This window comes from Paraburkholderia sp. GAS348 (genome assembly GCF_050434205.1).
GTDB lineage: Bacteria > Pseudomonadota > Gammaproteobacteria > Burkholderiales > Burkholderiaceae > Paraburkholderia.
In genome coordinates, this window is the sequence record NZ_JBNPVT010000037.1 from 21,754 (window position 1) to 37,153 (window position 15,400).

Genomic DNA, 15,400 nt, shown 5'->3' on the forward strand with positions numbered 1-15,400 from the left:
GTATACGTGCCCTTGTCTTTCCAGCCGGCCGACCACTCGCGTGACGAATCCCGTGTTGATCCCTGCAGCCATGACAACTCCACCGGCGAGCGCGCAATGCGCCGCGGATGGAGCAACGGCACGCCGACAGACGAACTGGTGACGGCGTGTTCAGGTATCGAAAAAACCTGCAATCAGTTGTACGACACCGGGCGGCCCCACAACTCGCTCGGCGACCTGACGCCCGAGCAGTTCGCCCGGGCTCATGAAGCTACCCAGCAGTCTTTAACCTCGGACTCTGACTGCGGTCCGGACTAAAATCGCGCGCAGGTCAGACCGGATCTTGCCGGGTCGAAAGTAGGATTCGCCAAACATTCAGCCTCCAATCTCAAGGGTCTCCAGATCACGTTGATAACACGAAAGTTGAAATCCGATGTTGTCAATGCAACGGACGCAGGCCCATGATCTGACGAGCCTCCTCAGGAGTGGCCGGCTCATAACCCAATTCGCGGACGATGCGAACCATCCGCTCGACCAGCATCACGTTGCTTGCAGGCACCCCCGGGCTGTAGAGTAGATTGTCCTCGAGCCCGACCCGCACATGACCTCCGAGAAGAATTGACTGCGTGGTTGCAGGCAGTTGCGCCGCACCGATCGCGCTGACGTTGAACACACAATCCTTCGGAAGGTGATCAACCATAAACTGGAGAATCTTCGGCGTGTAGGGGAGCGCGCCCTGGAACGCATTGACGCCAAGAACGATGTTCACAAAGTACGGCGGCTCGTCTAAACCTTCCGCTATGGCGCGATTGACATCCTGCACGATATCTTCGAGGCTGAAAACCTCCCACTCCGGCTTAATATTCCGAGCTTTCATCAGTTTTGCGAGGTGCCGTATACGGTTTGGCGTCGTCGCGCACAGAATCTCCGTGCCGCCAAAGCTCGCACAGACTGTCTGTGCGTCGAGCGTGCACATCTCCGCACCCGCCCCTTCAACGCCCTTCACGCGCTCGTCGAAGTTGAGTTCCAACAACCCGTTGTTGAGCTGGCGGAGCATGTCTCCGTTGATTCCACCACCGGTCGAGTTATTCAATACGATGTCACATCTTGCTCGAATCAACGCGTTCATCTCCGCGTACACGGCCGGATCGCAAGTCGCCTCATCGTCCGCCCGGCGCGCATGCAACGCCACAACGCTCGCGCCAGCGTTGTAGCAACGATATACGTCCTCGGCAATTTCACGCGGCTGGGTAGGAAGATTTTGATTCTGCTTTTTGCCTGCCATCCCGCCCGTGGGCGCAACCGTAACGATAACTTTCTGTTTGCTCATATTTCTCTCCGTGGACCACTCATTAGTAATGTCAAGCCATAAATCTGCATCTAAAGACGTGTCCGTTAAGATGCCTAATTACTTTCCATAACCATCATTCGCTGGCGATGGACTAATGGACGGTAATTCATCGATTTTTAGCTGAGCGACGTTAGAAGACCAAGAATCTTCGATCACGTACGAAAATCGTGAGTCAAAGAGTCGCGCCGGTATCCGGAATGCACGTAGCGGCTCGTTCTCAAGTAGGCGGATTTACATGCCAACTTCCGTCTTGATGACGAAAAAAAATCGCAATTTGCCCTCCCGCCCAGAACGCCTCGATACGTACATAACATTCGTGGGTGGAGCGCCTGTTTCTGAATTTTGTGGCTCGAATCGGTTTTTCCGGATCCCGTACAAACCAGCGTGCAATCATTGAGCGCAACGATTCATCTCCACTAGCCATCGGCCTCTCCCTCAAATCGCCTGACACCACAATCCTATTGCTGCCGGATGTAGCGCACCGTCCCCCGCTGGGTCAGAAACGACGTCGTGAATAGCGTTCAATCACGACCTTATTACTCCGCGCACTCACCCCTACAATCCACTCAAGCTCGCCCATCTGCCGTCTGGGCAGACACGCCAACGTCTTCAAGCAGCGCCTTGATTTCAGATGGTATGGGCACCGCTTTCAGACTGTCAGGCTGCCCCACGACGTGCGTCGTCCACACCCTCACGTCCTCGGCCTCGGCTAGCAAAGCGTCGCCACGCCGAAACTCGTGGCGAAACGAAAGCGACTTGGTCCCAACCTTCTGAACCAGGATCCGGTGGTCGACTTCCTCGTGTAGAGCCGGCGCTGCATGAAATTTGATCGATAGCGAAACGATCGGTAGCCCTCTTCTAATATTCCCGTCGTAAATACCGGTCGGGTCGACGCCAAGCCCCAAAAACATTTCGTGCAACCCATCCGCAACCCACCGGGCGTAGTGCGGGAAGAAAATGATTCCGACCGGATCACATTCGCTCCAGTGCAAACGACGTTGATAGCTGTACTTGTACATGCTGCGATACCTCACAAATTAATAGCCAGGCTACTGTCGGCGGCGGGGTCATCAGAGGTCATCCACAGATCGACCGCCGCTCACAGCCGCAATCGCCAATCGATTGAGAATGGGGAATCGGGGTGAGGGTCACCTCTAAAATGTCGTCTCATTGCATACGGAGCAGCATCTGCTTGAACGACGTGACCTCATCGGCACTAAACCCGGCCAGTAATGTACGGTGTACATCAGCGAGTATTGCGGGGATCCGATCGGCGACGCTTTGTCCCCGCTCCGTTAGCACGAGGCAGTTCACCCGTCGATCCACAGGACTCTGGGCGCGCACGAGCAAGCCGCCCCTGACAAGCCGATCGATCAGGCGCGTGACCGCGGTGAGGTCAACGCCACACTCGCGCGAAATCTGCGTGGCGTGCCACAGCCCGCGCCGGCTCACGAGGTACAGCAGACGTCCTTGCGCGGCCGTCACGTTCAGTTCCGGAAGCAAACGATGCGAGATCGAGTGGGTAACGGCGGAATGAACACGGAAGACCAGGTGGCCGAAATCGTCGTCGAGCCAGGTCTTTTCGCTGCAGGTGAGCGGGATCGTACAGAGAGACGTCATTTCTGATACTTGATCCGAAGCCGTCATGCGCATGCCCCTTTTCCTCGCTCACTATCATGAGACTGATTCTCGCGGAGATTACTTTTTCGATTGATCAAGCAGCGCGAATGCGACGAGTGCGGGGCTATCGCTGCGATTGCTCCAGCCGTGATTGGTGGCGCGCTGGATCAGGATGTCGCCGGCTTTCAGAAGGGTTTCTCCCTCGTCCATTACGAGCCAGATCTCACCCGACATCACAATCGCGTAATCCACCGTGTCGGTCTGGTGCATTCCTTTCGGCCGGGCGATCTTGCCTGCTTCCTCATCGCTCGGCCGGTTCTGCGCGTCGTTCGTGTGGTGGCCCACGCTGGCGAACGCCGCGTCCGCATCCCATTTGCCCATATAGTCCTTGTCCGGAGCAAACTGGACGACGCGGAACACGCTACCCCTGGACGGAGGCATCAGACTGATATCGTTCGTACAGGCTTCTTTCTTCGCGGCATCGGCGGCGGCGTCATCGGAGGTCATCCACAGATCGGTCACGATCCAGGCCGGCGACTTGTCCAGGACGAAATCGCATCCGCCGTCCTGAGCTACCACCGACTTGCCCGCCTCGTCGAATCCCGTCACCACGCGCCGCAGCGGCACACGCTTGCTTGCATCATTCACTTCAGGTCTCCTATGGTTGACTAGTCTGAGTGAATGTTAAAGTTCGCTAACCTGTACGACTAGGCGATAATTGGCATGACCGTTCAACGTATTCCGTTTAACGCCAATTTGCGAAATCAAGCGGCAGAATGATGGATCTGGATAAAGATATCGCGAGCTATCGCTCTGCGTTCTGGATGTCAGCTGTCAGCAGCTGTTCGCGAAGGCCCACTACGCTGCCGCGACAATTTCTTTCGCGAGCACAATGGAACTGGCATTTCGCAATGTGGTTCTGAGTGGCTAATCTTCACCATGCTTTGACGTCAGATATCCTGCCGTCATCCCACCGTCTATCTCCAGAATGGACCCATGAGAGGAAAGCAACCTCGATATTGCCCCGGCAACATCGGAGGGCGTTGCGAATCCAAGTTTCTGCACGCTGAACGACCCTGGCTGGCCAAGACCGGCGAAACGCGTTTCCAGTATCGCTGAACACGTCCAATAAACATTCCCACCCTCGTCAAGGCAAGCCTCAGTCCTTCGCATTCGTCACCGCGCCAAAACGTCGATGCATTGACCTGCGTTGAATTACAAGTCGAGCACGAGGCGTGCTGACTTTGCGCGCGAGCAGCAGGGCAGGAACTGGTTGTTGGCCGAACGCTCCTCGGGCGTGAAATACACGTCCCGGTGTTCGGGCTCGCCTTCCAGAACTCGCGTCAGGCATGCGCCACATACGCCCTGCTCGCATGAAGTCTGGATCTTCACGCCAGCCTCCGAGAGCGCCTCAACCACCGTCTTGTCCTTTGGCACCACTATGATCCTGCCTGAACTCGCAAGCTTCACCTCGAAGCTGCCATCCGCGTCGCGCTTGATCATGTCAGAGCCGAAAAACTCGAAGTGGATCTGCGCCTCGCACCATCTGTACGCACGCGCCGTCGACAGCACCGCGTCGATGAACCCCTTGGGTCCACAGACGTACAAGTGCGTGCCCGCCTGCTGCGCTTGCAGCACCGCCGCGATATCCAGCTTCTGCCGTGGCTCCCCGTCGTCGAAGTGAAATAGCACTTTGCTGGCGAACGCAGAGCGTCTGATGCGCTCGAAGAATGCCGTACGCCCCTTCGAGCGCGTGCAATAATGCATTTCGAATTCCTTTCCTAACGCCGCCAGACGTTCGGCCATGCACAATATTGGCGTGACACCAATCCCACCCGCGAGCAGGAGACTCTTGCCCGCCTCGTGCGCCAACGCGAAATGGTTCTTTGGAATACCGACATTAAGAAGGTCGCCCTCTTTGACCCGCTCGTGCATGGTCTTCGAGCCACCGCGCGAGACCGGATCATTTAGCACACCGATCAGGTAGCGATGGCTTTCGGCCGGATCGTTGCACAGGGAGTACTGACGTGTCAGCCCACCGGGAAGGTACACGTCCAGGTGCGAGCCCGCCGAGAATGCCGGTAGAGAATCGCCGCCAGCGCTGACTAACTCGAAGGTACAAATGTCTACGGCCTCGAAGATCTTTCGGGCCACGCGAACACGGAGGCTGGAAACACTGCTGCCGCCGGCGACCATTGCAACCTCGCCGTTCAAGTTGATCGATTCGTTCATTGCTTTTCAGGTTTCCGATTCTTCGACTGATGAAGCCGGTTAACGCGGTGCGGGCTGGCCAAGATGCCGAACAACGCTTCGGCCAGCTCGCGTTCGTATGCCGGTGGCGTGAGATTGATCGTGCGATAGGTGAACTCCTGCAACTGGACTCCCTGTGGCTTTGTCATGGCATCTCCTTGATGAACGGTACGGAGCGGGACACCCAGAGCGACTTCATCCTATCGTAAACGACTTCCTCAATTCGTAAATCCATCCAGTTCCTATGGTTAATGCGAAAGGTCTCGCTTCCTTCTGCAGACGAGCTTGGAGACCCGGCCATTCCTTACCTGCATTACGAAAACCGGTAACCATGTCAAATTTATGGCTTTTACGTATTGCGGAATTCCTTTTCGCTATGATGACGGGGCCTGTCAACCGCATGTCGTCTGACCGTCATGACTGAACGCAGGATCCGATTTCCCCTTCTACAGCGCCGGGCAGGCACGCAGTGCGCCCCTGCTTCACGATACGCGCGCGGCGCAATGGGTGGCACATGACCAAAATGAGAACACTGGCTAACCAAAGCGATCCATCGCACGACGAGCAACTGGCGGAGCTTTCAGACGGCAATGCTCGCGGCGGCGTGCAATCGATAGAAGTCGGTGCATCGCTGCTGGCAGTACTCGCACATGCCGATGCTGGACTTTCGTTGACGGCCCTCGCATCCGCGACCGGGATGCCGGCGAGCAAGGCGCATCGCTACCTGACTAGTTTCGTTCGGGCAGGCATTATCGAGCGGGATGCCGCCAGCGGACTTTTTGACCCGGGCCCACTTGCTCGAGCGCTCGGGCTGGCGGCACTTCGCCGACAAGATACGGTGCTGGAAGCCGCTAGCGTGATGGAAGCTCTGCGGGATGAGCTGGAAGAGAATGTGGTCCTTTCCGTCTGGGACGAAGGTGCGCCCGCCATGATCAGGGTAGAAGAACACTCACGCGCGTTCTCGATCAAGGTAAGGATCGGCGCGCGATTACCGCTATTAACATCCGCGCAAGGCCAGATCTTCGCTGCATGGCTTCCGCCTGCACTCACGAGAATTCATATTGCACGCGAATTGCAAGATAATAGCGATGCACTGCGACGCATAGGAGTGCGGTCAGAAACCGATCTCGCCAAGTTGCTTGCTAAAATTCGCCGCGACGGTGTCGCTACGTTAGTCGGCGGGATTGTCGAGGGCATTTCGGGGACGACTGCGCCGGTTTTTCGCTATCCCGGTACCCTGGCCGCGGCGATGACGGTTCTGACTATTGGCAAATGCAGTCCCCAGTTGCAGAGAACAATTCAGACCGCGCTTAAAGCTGCGGCAGCCGAGCTTTCCGAAAGACTTGGTGCGCCAATCCCGCCGAAAACGAGCGAAGGCTGATGCGAGCATTGGAAAGCGTGACTCAATGCCTTCTGGACTGCGTTGCTGCGTATGTAATCTCGTCGATCACGTGCAAAAGCTGGCTTCAGGCTGCGTTCTCTTCGCGATGACGATTCACTCGTGCTCGACAAGCGCCATTGCATTCACAAATGTCGTCCGCCATCGACCACAATGCGCACTCCCGTCGCGACGGTCAGATGGGTCACACATGCCATGATCGCCTTCGCGACGTCTTCCGGTTCAACGACCCGCTTTAAAGGCGTCGACGCCACAAACGTATTTAACGCTTCGCGGTCTCTGCCTGGAAGGAAGTCTGTGGCGACGGCAGCGGGCGAGACGCATAGCACTCGCACTTCCGGACCTAGCACTCGCGCAAGCGACATGGTCATCGTGTCGACAGCTGCCTTTGCCGCGCAATATGCGATGTTGCTACCAGATCCAGTAAAGGCCGATATCGACGATACATTCACGACAACGGCATCGCCCGACGCGCGCAACAAGGGCAGTAGCGCACGAATGACCGAGTAAGGCCCGCGAGCATTCGTGACCAGCATCGAATCAAACAGCGTCTCGTCAAGCGCGTCGAGATTGGAATGCGCAATGGGTTGAGTAAAGCCGGCGGAGTTGACGAGCACATCGACCTTTCCGTATTTGTTCTGCAATTCATGCGCGAGTGCCCGAGTGGTCGTTACGTCTTCGAGCTCGACCTTCGCGATCTCGTGCCCGGTACCGGGCAAGCTCTCACATAACCGGCGCGCGCGGTCTTCGCCGTTGTTATATCCGATTACCACGCTCGCGCCGGCTCGGGCGAGCATCTTCACCGTCGCTGCCCCGATGCCGCTGCTACCACCGGTGACCATTGCAACCTTGCCGTTCAAGTTGTTCGATTCGTTCATTGCTGTTCAGGTCCACGATTCTTCGACTGACGAAACTCGTTGAAGGGTTTGGCGCTAGCCTACCTCGATCCGTCGCTCGGTAAGGCGCACCGTCAGCTGGACGCAGCCCTCGTTCATCCACCAGGGGACGATGCGGTACGTGCGAAGTCCACTCTTGTGAAACGGACACGTATCGGCGATTTCGGCAGCTTGCTCGCGCGATTCGGCACGCAGGATGAACATCCCATCGCCATTCCAGTAGGCGGGATCGTTTTTGTCACGGAACGGTCCCGCAGCAAACGCAATTCCCTTGTGCTCCAGTCCCGCGATCCAGGCCAGATGCTCCGCCATCTTTGGCCTGAGGTTTGCCATCGGATCGCCTTCGCGCTCCGTGCGCTCAGTAAAGCAGATATAAAACTGCTGGCGCGCCAGGCGCTCGCGCAAGGCAAGTTCGTTCTCGTCGTCCGTAAGGACGTCCTGATGCTGGTTCATCTCCGTGCCCCCCAAGATTGGCGCTGCCTACGATGTGCTTACCTATGCTTCCGCTCCGGTACGCATCCGCTCTCTGCTTTCCAGTTGCTTGCGCACCACGTCGCGCACGTGGCGACGCAGCCTCGCCAGGCCAACATCGTGCTGGTACAGCTTCTCCTGCATCGGCCACGGGGGCATTCCTTCCAGTATGTCCTTGTCTTCCTGGACAATTTCCCAGTTGAAATGCTCCAACTTCGTGTTGAACATGAAGCGAAACAGGTCCGCTTCCCAACCGGCGACATTGCGCATTCGCCAAATGGTGATCTGGCAGGTATGCTCGTCGATCGGTGTAGCCAGCGGAAAGACGCGCCAGTTTCCGCCAGGCCCGCATTCCGGCGGCGCGTTGTAGCCGATCCGGAACCAGAACGCACCGGTATCGATAAATTCCATCAGTTCGACGTTGTCGCCCTTGCTGATCTCCCTGCGTACCGTGAAGCCGGTATCCGTCGGCGTGACTAGCACCTGATTGGCAACCCCGCTCTCGAAATACTGGGTGTCCTTGTGCAGATACTCCGGATGCATGATGTCGAGCACGTTGTCCCACATGTACTGGTAGTTCGTCTGCCAGGTCATGGAGATGGGGAATCCGGTCCAGTCAGCCGACTCGTATTCACGGGGAAAAACAAGGGGCAAAGGCTCGGTATCCTCGTCCTCGCCGAACCACGCCCAGAGCCCCTGGAAATGTTCGACCACCGGATAGGAGCGAACCATCTTCTTGCCGACATACGCACACTGAGGGTAGGCAGGCACTGCAGTGACTACTCCCTCCCCCGACACCTCCACACCGTGATAGCGACAGCTCAGCTTCCCATCCTCAAGCCGGCCCATCGATAACGGCGCTCCGCGGTGCGGGCAGATATCCTCGATCAGGTTGACCTTTCCGCCTGTATCCCGCCACGCCACCAAAGCCACGCCCAGACGTTTGATGCCGACAGGCTGGTTACCGACCATGGCGGATGGGCCAATGCACCACCAGCGATTGCGCACACCAGTCAAAACGCTCCGCTCGACGCGATCCTCGATTCGCTCATTCTGTTCAAGCATGATTTGCCTCCCTAAGGCTCAACCCTGGATAGCCATGCGCGCCCACACGCGCTCCCACGCTGTTGGTCCAGGACCCAAGACGCCGCATCTCCGCCCTGAAGGCGGTCGCACTCCACTGTCCGCCGCCACTCGGCTTGAAACCGGCCTCATTGAGCGCTGCTGCGATTGCTTCCGGCTCATGAACCGAACTGCCCAAGATGCCGAACAACGCTTCGGCCAGCTCGCGCTCGTATGCCGGCGGCGTGAGATCGATCGTGCGATAGGTGAACTCCGGCAACTGGACTCCCTGTGGCCTTGTCATGGCATCTCCTTGATGAACGGTACGGGGTGGGGCCCCCGAGTGACTTCATCCTATCGTAAACGATTTACACCATTCGTAAATCCATCCAGTTCCTATGGTTAATGCAAGTGGCCACCTTCCTTCTCCAACCACGCGCACGAACAACGGCTACTTTGGACTGTGCCGCGTCGCCCTGCCCTTACTCTTCCGATTCCTTTACCGTGCGCGGCGCATAGAGGCTGCGCATCGTGCAGTTGATTGCCAGCGTTTCGGCGCCGTGCTCGCCGTAGAGGTTCGGATCCTCGACGAACAGCGTTATGTGCTCGCTAACCCGTTCGCCGGCATCAAGGTACGCGGCAATCCCCGGATCGCGATGCTGGACACCTCTCGGGTTTTAGCGAAGGCGAGTGGCTACTCGTGCGTACCGTCTCGGACGGACTTGAGCACTCGTATGGCTGGTCTGATTCAGCCGCGCGGCGACTGCGGCGCTCTACAGGTGTCCCAGCAAGACGATGGTGCCGCTCAGCGTCACGGCGGACAGCAGGCTCGAAGCGACAAGGGTCGTTCCCGCAGACGTATCCCTGACGCCGTACGACAAGCCAAAAAGAATGCCGAAGGAACCGCACGGAATCGCCGCGAGCAGGACCGCCTGTCCGGCGATAGCTTTCGGCACGCCTAGCAGGCTGACGAGCACCAGCGCAATCAGCGGTTGCACAACGTTACTCAACAAAACGCCGAAACCCGCCTGCGCGTCGAGCTTGAATGGCTGCGCCGCAAGCACGAGCCCGGTCGAGAACAACGCCAGACCGGCCGTCGTGCTGCCAATGATGTTGAGCGATTGGGATAGCAAATCCGGCAACGTCCACCCGCAGACCGACGCGAGCACACCTGCAATCGGCGCGAGTACGACTGGTTTGAGGAACGTGTTGCGCAATGCCTTGGCTAACAATCCATCGGTTCCCTGAAACTCGTTCGACGAAGCGGGCGCTGCAGGACGCGCACGCTCGAGCAGAATGAGCGCGGCGGGCGACATGACGACCGCCCCCGCCGTTACGGCGATTGCAACCGTGAGGTCGCTTTCGGGGCCATACACCGCACGCAGTAACGGCAGACCCACCGATGCGAAATTCGGCATGCCGATCGTGACGGCCCTCACGGCGGCGTGAGCGAGATCCGATTTGAACACCGCGCGCGAAACCAGCAACGAGGCGAAATAGGGCACCAGCATCACGCCGATCAGCACCGCGATCAGCACGGCATGTTGCGCAAGACTCGCCCGCTGCATCTTCGCGGTGTAAAGAAAAAGCGCGAACGGCAGCGCATAGTCGACGAGCATCGTATTGATCGACGACAGCGGCAGCGCTCCTTGTTTGATTCTCCCGGCGAAATATCCCGCTCCCATCGAGAACAGGAATGGGATCAGCGCACTTGCGATTTCGGAAGTCATGATGGTTACCGTGTATGCAGTCCGGACGAAGCGTCGCAAGCACGCCGTGGCTGGCCGTGCTCGCGACGGATTGGCTTCAGCCTTTCCAGTCCTTGAGAAAGTCGACCAGAAGCCGATTGACGATTTCCGGCTGTTCTTCATGCGGCAAATGGCCGGCACGCGGAATGGCGTGCGTGACGACGTCGCGTGCCATACCCTTCCACACATCCGGCATGTCGAACATCTTGCCTACCGCGTAGAACTCCGCGCCCCACAGGGCGAGCGTCGGGGCCTGGATCAGCACATCGGCGTCTACTTTGTCGTGAGCGACATCGACCGCGTTGGCACGGTAGTCCGCCATTGCACCCCGCACGGCACCCGGCGCTTCGTATGCCCGAACGTAGGTCTCGAACGCTTCGCCCGAGATCGTGTGCGGGTTGTAGGACCAGTCGGAGAACAAGTGTCGCAGCCATGCACGCTCGTTGCCCGCGATCAGCGTCTCCGGCAGATCGGGGACCTGATGGAACAGGAAGAACCAATATGCGCGCGCGATCTGTGCGTTGATTGACTGGGCGACGATGCGTGTCGGCACGTTGTCCATGACGACGAGGCGATCGACCGCCTCCGGATGGTCCTTCGCGAAGCGCGTCGCGACCCGCGCACCGCGGTCGTGGCTCACGAGCGCAATACGCTCGATCGACAGTTCGCGCAGGAGCGCACGCAGATCGTTCGCCATCGTGCGCTTGTCGTAGCCGTCCGCGGGCTTTTCCGTCTCGCCATAGCCCCGCAGGTCCGGTGCGATCACGCGGTAATGTTGCGCGAGCACGGGAATCTGATGCCGCCACGCGTAATGCGTTTCCGGAAAGCCGTGCAGCAGGACGACGGGGGCGCCTTCGCCCGCCTCGACAAAGTGTTGGCGGATGCCGTTCGCTGTAATCGTGTGATGGGTGACGTCCAGATTGCTCATGATCAGCTCCCGAAATAGATCGAGTGCAATCCGGGGATCTCTTGTGCAGGTGCGGCGCGGCCGCCGGATGAAGACGAACCGGACGTCGCCGGGCCAAAGCTGCTGTTGGCTGCATCGCTCGTCCGCGACGCGTCGCGGGCCGCAACGCGCTGTTGCGCGGCGAGCAGTTCGGACGGATACGTGGCGTCGGACGTCGTGCCGCGATATCCCGCCTGTTGCAACTCGAGCAGTTCCGCCCGCACCTGCGCGCGCGTGACGCCGGATTGAGCGAAGGCTGCGACAGGGAGGGCCATCGTGGCCGTGAGCAGTGAAGCAATGAGGATGCGTTTCATGATTGATTCTCCAATAAGGGATCCGGTCAGCGCGTTCAATGGGGTGAACGTCTACCGGTTGGGAATCAGTCTATCGAGCGATATCAGCGCAATTAAGCCGGTGGCGCAGATAAAGATTTTTGACGGCGCTGCGTGGAATCCGCATGCGCGCCTTTTGAGCGGCGGCCGCGGGCAGTGTCAGGCACAAGGGTCGCGGCCGCCGCAAACCGCGGTCGAGAAAGCCATCCGCGTTGCGTGGCCCGCGCCGGAAGGCGTCAGGTCCGCAGCGAATCCGCGCGGGCCAGCGCCTCGATGCGCTCGATCGCATTATTCAAGGACGACGAGAGCGTCGAGCGCAGGTGCTCGAGCAGCGTGCGGACCTTGGCATCGAGATAGCGGCGCGAGGGGTAGACCGCGAACACCGTGAACGGCCTGAGGCGATAGTGCGGGAGCACGCGCACGAGCTTTCCGTCGACAAGATCGTCGACCGCGGTGTACGTCGCAAGTGTGCCAATGCCCGCCCCCTGCAGCAGGGCTGCCCGCATCACATCGGGAACATTGACTTGAAGCGGCGACTTCGAAATCTTCCAGATCTGAGCGTCCGCTCCGCTTTCGATATGCCATTCGTCAGGCGGCGACACGGGCGATTCGAGCATGAGCAACGTGTGGGCAGACAATTCGTCGCGCGTGCGTGGCGTGCCGTTTCGTTTCAGATAGTCCGGTGAAGCCACCATGACTGCGTATGCCGCGCCGAGCGGCTGCGCGACATACACAGAGTCGGGAAGCTCCGTAGCTGAAATCAGCGAAAGGTCATACCCCTCCTCGACCAGATTGGGCATGCTTTGTTCGATCTTCAGTTCGACGAAGACATCGGGGTAGGCGTTCCGATAACTGGTCAGCGCCGCGGCCACCACGCTCTGCGCAAGGCCTGGCGCGCAATGCAGCCGCACCTTGCCGGTTGGAGACACGCCTGCGCTGCGAGCCTCGTCGGTTGCCGAGTCGATGGCTGCGAGAATCGCCTTGGCGCGCTCGTAGAAGCGTCCACCGGGTTCGGTGACAGAGAGGTGTCGCGTCGTGCGATGCAGCACGACGGTCCGCAACTGTTGCTCCAGCGCCGTGACTGCGCGCGAAACCTGCGCAGCCGTCACGTTGTTCTCTTTCGCGACGGCGGTGAACGAGCTGGTTTCGACCACGCGGACGAATATCCGCATACTGCTGACGATATCTGCCATTCTGTTCCCGGACGGTGAGAGCACCCATTTTTCTCCGGGGCGCTGGCTCGGAACCAAGCTTTCTCAATGTGCTGCCGCATCCTGGCGCAGTCTGCCATCAGGCGTGGCGGGGGCGTTAAACGTCTTATGCCGGCCTGGAATGGATGTTATGTGCCTGGAGGGTCTTCTGCCAGCGTGACGCCGCGCGCATCATCTGCATACCACGAATTTCCCGTTGGGGAGAAGATCGTGAGCAACTATAAGAACCCCATCGGACATAGTGAGAAGCCCTTCGATAGTATCTAATGAAATTGGGCCGCTGCAGACTGGCGGCTCCAATTCAGTACGTTCGGACATAGGAGAACATCATGCAAACGATTCCGGATAACTATTTCACTGCCTACCGCAACCTGAAGTTGACACGGGATGAGGACGGCGTGCTGGTCGTGCAATTCCATACCAATGGAGGCCCGCTCACTTTCACGGCGGAGGCCCACACGGAGGTTGTCGATGCGTTCTACCGGATTTCACAGGACCGGGCGAACAAGATCGTCATCCTCACGGGTGCAGGCGGGGACTTCATGACCGGGGTTGACTGGGCATCTTTCAAGGATGTCTCCGATCCCGACGTCTGGAGCCAGATCCATGACGAAGGCGTTCAGGTCCTGGAAAACATTGCCAATATACGCGTGCCGGTCATCGCGGCCATCGAGGGGCGTGCCCATATCCACTCGGAGTATGTTCTGCTGGCCAACGTCATCGTGGCGGCAGAGGGCGCAACCTTCCACGACATGGGCCACTATGCTGCGGGTGTCGTGCCTGGCGACGGCATCTTTACCACCTGGAGCTATCGCGCGGGAGCGGGACGGGCGGAAGCTTTCCTGCTCAACGCGCAGCCGATTACGGCGGCTGTCGCCCGCGAGTGGGGCGTGGTTGCTGAGGTCGTGTCAAACGGCCAGGCGCTTGGCCGCGCACAGGAATTGGCGAGGCAGTATTTGAAAGCGCCCGAAGTGGCACGCCGCAACACGCGCATACATTTTATTTGGCCCTTGAAGCAACGCATCGTGCAGGAAGTTGGCTATGGGTTGTCGCTCGAAGGCGCCTCCGCAGCCGCCCTTGTGAAGGCAATGCAAGCTGGGAGCTAACCTCTATGAGTCGCTCCGATCCCATCACCCTTCGAAGGGCCAGGATCGATCCCAAAGCAGTCTGCCGGCACGGTTGCCCGAACGTCCGGTATACGTTTTCGTGCAGTCATTCGGGCGTGACGGTTACCCGCCGTTTCTATGCCCGTGTGCATTAGGGTGACAACACTCGCGGTCATCCCTGTAAAATGGGTCGGGTACCACCGATAACTTAACGTGCATCGTAACGTGTACGATGCACCGTGAGACGCTTGCGCGAGGGGAATTCACCTTGCAGCGCTTGCAATTATGCGGTCCCTGCCGACCTGGCATTGCCGACAGCGCCCGCAACCGCACCTTATAAAACGACCGTCGCTTCCTGGACGGGCTCCTGACCACGGAACGAGCGGTTGCAAGGGTCACTTTCAGTCATGTACAAACTCGAACAGTATCATCCCGGCGTATTAGCTGTCCTCTGCAGTCAACTCATTTGTCTGGCAGCGTTCGCATGGGAGACGAACGGTCTCATACACAACAAGTGGGTGGAGATGTTATTGGGATTTAGCCTCCTGGCTGGCCTGATCCTGTCGCTAGGGTTGTTCGGCACCTGGCTCAAGTTCAAAGACGAGGTCAAGTTGCACGTTTTTTTGAGTGCCAACCAGATCTATTCGGCGATTGCGATTGCCACCCTGGGAGAGGTGGCGACGATCTTGCTGGTGCCACTGAGATAGAGGCTTCGCTGATTCTACGCCGGCGCAGCAACTCGCGATTCGCTGCGCAAGATGGGGGCGAAAATACACTTTCGCCCCCGACGCCGGAGAATAGCCCATCGCATCCGCCTGGGCTATTTCCGATACTTGCCCGGCATGCCGCCTATTCGATGGCTTCGCCGTGCAGGCTGACGTCCAGACCCGCGCGCTCATCTTCTTCCGTCACACGGATGCCCATCACCATGTCAATCACCTTCAGCAGGACGAAGCTGACCACACCGCTGTAGATCAGCGTCGTCAGCACGCCCTTGGCTTGCAGGATGACACTGCCGTCCGCGCCGCC

Annotated in this window: 18 protein-coding genes and 2 pseudogenes; 5 read left to right on the forward strand and 15 right to left on the reverse strand. The window is 58.7% G+C overall.

Annotated features, from left to right (window positions below; genetic code table 11):
• The first annotated feature begins 96 nt into the window (after positions 1-96).
• A complete protein-coding gene (locus tag P3T22_RS31625; RefSeq protein ID WP_429327085.1) occupies positions 97-297 on the forward strand; it encodes a hypothetical protein in 201 nt (66 codons plus the stop codon).
• Between the two features lie 121 nt (positions 298-418).
• Here P3T22_RS31625 and P3T22_RS31630 read toward each other — a convergent pair whose 3' ends face one another.
• From P3T22_RS31630 to P3T22_RS31655, 6 genes are all read right to left on the reverse strand, one after another.
• Complete coding sequence (locus tag P3T22_RS31630) at positions 419-1,309, reverse strand: 3-keto-5-aminohexanoate cleavage protein (RefSeq protein WP_063499412.1); 891 nt, start codon at positions 1,307-1,309, stop codon at positions 419-421.
• A 587-nt stretch (positions 1,310-1,896) separates the two neighbouring features.
• A complete protein-coding gene (locus P3T22_RS31635; protein ID WP_063499413.1) occupies positions 1,897-2,349 on the reverse strand; it encodes an acyl-CoA thioesterase in 453 nt (150 codons plus the stop codon).
• A 148-nt stretch (positions 2,350-2,497) separates the two neighbouring features.
• Positions 2,498-2,983 carry a MarR family winged helix-turn-helix transcriptional regulator gene (locus tag P3T22_RS31640; protein WP_063499414.1) on the reverse strand — a complete coding sequence of 162 codons (486 nt, stop codon included), beginning with the start codon at positions 2,981-2,983 and terminating at the stop codon, positions 2,498-2,500.
• A 45-nt stretch (positions 2,984-3,028) separates the two neighbouring features.
• Positions 3,029-3,598 (reverse strand): cupin domain-containing protein, encoded by a 570-nt coding sequence (locus P3T22_RS31645; RefSeq protein WP_429327086.1) that lies wholly within the window; start codon positions 3,596-3,598, stop codon positions 3,029-3,031.
• A gap of 567 nt (positions 3,599-4,165) precedes the next feature.
• Positions 4,166-5,146 carry a PDR/VanB family oxidoreductase gene (locus P3T22_RS31650; protein ID WP_063500762.1) on the reverse strand — a complete coding sequence of 327 codons (981 nt, stop codon included), beginning with the start codon at positions 5,144-5,146 and terminating at the stop codon, positions 4,166-4,168.
• 32 nt (positions 5,147-5,178) lie between these two features.
• Complete coding sequence (locus tag P3T22_RS31655; protein WP_429327087.1) at positions 5,179-5,349, reverse strand: hypothetical protein; 171 nt, start codon at positions 5,347-5,349, stop codon at positions 5,179-5,181.
• A 365-nt stretch (positions 5,350-5,714) separates the two neighbouring features.
• On the opposite strand from P3T22_RS31655, the gene P3T22_RS31660 reads away from it, so the two are divergent.
• The gene (locus tag P3T22_RS31660; protein WP_063499415.1) at positions 5,715-6,581 is read left to right on the forward strand and encodes an IclR family transcriptional regulator; all 867 of its coding nucleotides are present in this window, start codon (positions 5,715-5,717) and stop codon (positions 6,579-6,581) included.
• A gap of 143 nt (positions 6,582-6,724) precedes the next feature.
• Here P3T22_RS31660 and P3T22_RS31665 read toward each other — a convergent pair whose 3' ends face one another.
• From P3T22_RS31665 to P3T22_RS31680, 4 genes are read right to left on the reverse strand one after another with little or no spacing between them, the layout of a single operon-like run.
• Complete coding sequence (locus P3T22_RS31665; RefSeq protein ID WP_063499416.1) at positions 6,725-7,477, reverse strand: SDR family NAD(P)-dependent oxidoreductase; 753 nt, start codon at positions 7,475-7,477, stop codon at positions 6,725-6,727.
• A 54-nt stretch (positions 7,478-7,531) separates the two neighbouring features.
• A complete protein-coding gene (locus tag P3T22_RS31670) occupies positions 7,532-7,948 on the reverse strand; it encodes a YciI family protein (protein WP_063499417.1) in 417 nt (138 codons plus the stop codon).
• 42 nt (positions 7,949-7,990) lie between these two features.
• The gene (locus P3T22_RS31675; RefSeq protein ID WP_063499418.1) at positions 7,991-9,031 is read right to left on the reverse strand and encodes a Rieske 2Fe-2S domain-containing protein; all 1,041 of its coding nucleotides are present in this window, start codon (positions 9,029-9,031) and stop codon (positions 7,991-7,993) included.
• A complete protein-coding gene (locus tag P3T22_RS31680) occupies positions 9,024-9,332 on the reverse strand; it encodes a recombinase-like helix-turn-helix domain-containing protein (RefSeq protein WP_148662320.1) in 309 nt (102 codons plus the stop codon). The genes P3T22_RS31675 and P3T22_RS31680 overlap by 8 nt, the downstream gene beginning before the upstream one ends.
• A 256-nt stretch (positions 9,333-9,588) precedes the next feature.
• On the opposite strand from P3T22_RS31680, the pseudogene P3T22_RS31685 reads away from it, so the two are divergent.
• Positions 9,589-9,797: pseudogene (locus P3T22_RS31685) on the forward strand (integrase); the annotation flags it as partial.
• Positions 9,798-9,801: 4 nt separating this feature from the next.
• On the opposite strand, the gene P3T22_RS31690 reads toward P3T22_RS31685, so the two are convergent.
• From P3T22_RS31690 to P3T22_RS31705, 4 genes are all read right to left on the reverse strand, one after another.
• Entirely contained in the window at positions 9,802-10,758 is a 957-nt protein-coding gene (locus P3T22_RS31690) for an AEC family transporter (protein WP_063499420.1), read from the reverse strand.
• A 76-nt stretch (positions 10,759-10,834) separates the two neighbouring features.
• Positions 10,835-11,704, reverse strand: a complete 870-nt coding sequence (locus P3T22_RS31695) for an alpha/beta fold hydrolase (protein ID WP_063499421.1) — start codon at positions 11,702-11,704, stop codon at positions 10,835-10,837.
• A 2-nt stretch (positions 11,705-11,706) separates the two neighbouring features.
• On the reverse strand, positions 11,707-12,036 hold the full coding sequence (locus P3T22_RS31700) for a DUF4148 domain-containing protein (RefSeq protein ID WP_063499422.1): 330 nt from the start codon (positions 12,034-12,036) through the stop codon (positions 11,707-11,709).
• Positions 12,037-12,290: 254 nt separating this feature from the next.
• On the reverse strand, positions 12,291-13,247 hold the full coding sequence (locus tag P3T22_RS31705) for a LysR family transcriptional regulator (RefSeq protein ID WP_063499423.1): 957 nt from the start codon (positions 13,245-13,247) through the stop codon (positions 12,291-12,293).
• Between the two features lie 347 nt (positions 13,248-13,594).
• On the opposite strand from P3T22_RS31705, the gene P3T22_RS31710 reads away from it, so the two are divergent.
• Complete coding sequence (locus tag P3T22_RS31710; protein WP_063499424.1) at positions 13,595-14,371, forward strand: enoyl-CoA hydratase/isomerase family protein; 777 nt, start codon at positions 13,595-13,597, stop codon at positions 14,369-14,371.
• A gap of 407 nt (positions 14,372-14,778) precedes the next feature.
• Entirely contained in the window at positions 14,779-15,078 is a 300-nt protein-coding gene (locus P3T22_RS31715; protein WP_063499425.1) for a hypothetical protein, read from the forward strand.
• 142 nt (positions 15,079-15,220) lie between these two features.
• Here the strand turns inward: P3T22_RS31715 and P3T22_RS31720 are convergent.
• Positions 15,221-15,400 (reverse strand): annotated as a pseudogene (locus tag P3T22_RS31720) (ammonia channel protein); the annotation flags it as partial.

Excerpts from the sequence above, each read along its gene's own strand:
- P3T22_RS31680 (WP_148662320.1), bottom strand. The coding sequence starts at position 9,332 with ATGACAAGGCCACAGGGAGTCCAGTTGCCGGAGTTCACCTATCGCACG.
- P3T22_RS31695 (WP_063499421.1), bottom strand. The coding sequence starts at position 11,704 with ATGAGCAATCTGGACGTCACCCATCACACGATTACAGCGAACGGCATC.
- P3T22_RS31670 (WP_063499417.1), bottom strand. The coding sequence starts at position 7,948 with ATGAACCAGCATCAGGACGTCCTTACGGACGACGAGAACGAACTTGCC.
- P3T22_RS31675 (WP_063499418.1), bottom strand. The coding sequence starts at position 9,031 with ATGCTTGAACAGAATGAGCGAATCGAGGATCGCGTCGAGCGGAGCGTT.
- P3T22_RS31650 (WP_063500762.1), bottom strand. The coding sequence starts at position 5,146 with ATGGTCGCCGGCGGCAGCAGTGTTTCCAGCCTCCGTGTTCGCGTGGCC.
- P3T22_RS31660 (WP_063499415.1), top strand. The coding sequence starts at position 5,715 with ATGACCAAAATGAGAACACTGGCTAACCAAAGCGATCCATCGCACGAC.
- P3T22_RS31710 (WP_063499424.1), top strand. The coding sequence starts at position 13,595 with ATGCAAACGATTCCGGATAACTATTTCACTGCCTACCGCAACCTGAAG.
- P3T22_RS31635 (WP_063499413.1), bottom strand. The coding sequence starts at position 2,349 with ATGTACAAGTACAGCTATCAACGTCGTTTGCACTGGAGCGAATGTGAT.
- P3T22_RS31640 (WP_063499414.1), bottom strand. The coding sequence starts at position 2,983 with ATGCGCATGACGGCTTCGGATCAAGTATCAGAAATGACGTCTCTCTGT.
- P3T22_RS31630 (WP_063499412.1), bottom strand. The coding sequence starts at position 1,309 with ATGAGCAAACAGAAAGTTATCGTTACGGTTGCGCCCACGGGCGGGATG.
- P3T22_RS31665 (WP_063499416.1), bottom strand. The coding sequence starts at position 7,477 with ATGAACGAATCGAACAACTTGAACGGCAAGGTTGCAATGGTCACCGGT.
- P3T22_RS31705 (WP_063499423.1), bottom strand. The coding sequence starts at position 13,247 with ATGGCAGATATCGTCAGCAGTATGCGGATATTCGTCCGCGTGGTCGAA.
- P3T22_RS31700 (WP_063499422.1), bottom strand. The coding sequence starts at position 12,036 with ATGAAACGCATCCTCATTGCTTCACTGCTCACGGCCACGATGGCCCTC.
- P3T22_RS31690 (WP_063499420.1), bottom strand. The coding sequence starts at position 10,758 with ATGACTTCCGAAATCGCAAGTGCGCTGATCCCATTCCTGTTCTCGATG.
- P3T22_RS31625 (WP_429327085.1), top strand. The coding sequence starts at position 97 with ATGCGCCGCGGATGGAGCAACGGCACGCCGACAGACGAACTGGTGACG.
- P3T22_RS31715 (WP_063499425.1), top strand. The coding sequence starts at position 14,779 with ATGTACAAACTCGAACAGTATCATCCCGGCGTATTAGCTGTCCTCTGC.
- P3T22_RS31655 (WP_429327087.1), bottom strand. The coding sequence starts at position 5,349 with ATGACAAAGCCACAGGGAGTCCAGTTGCAGGAGTTCACCTATCGCACG.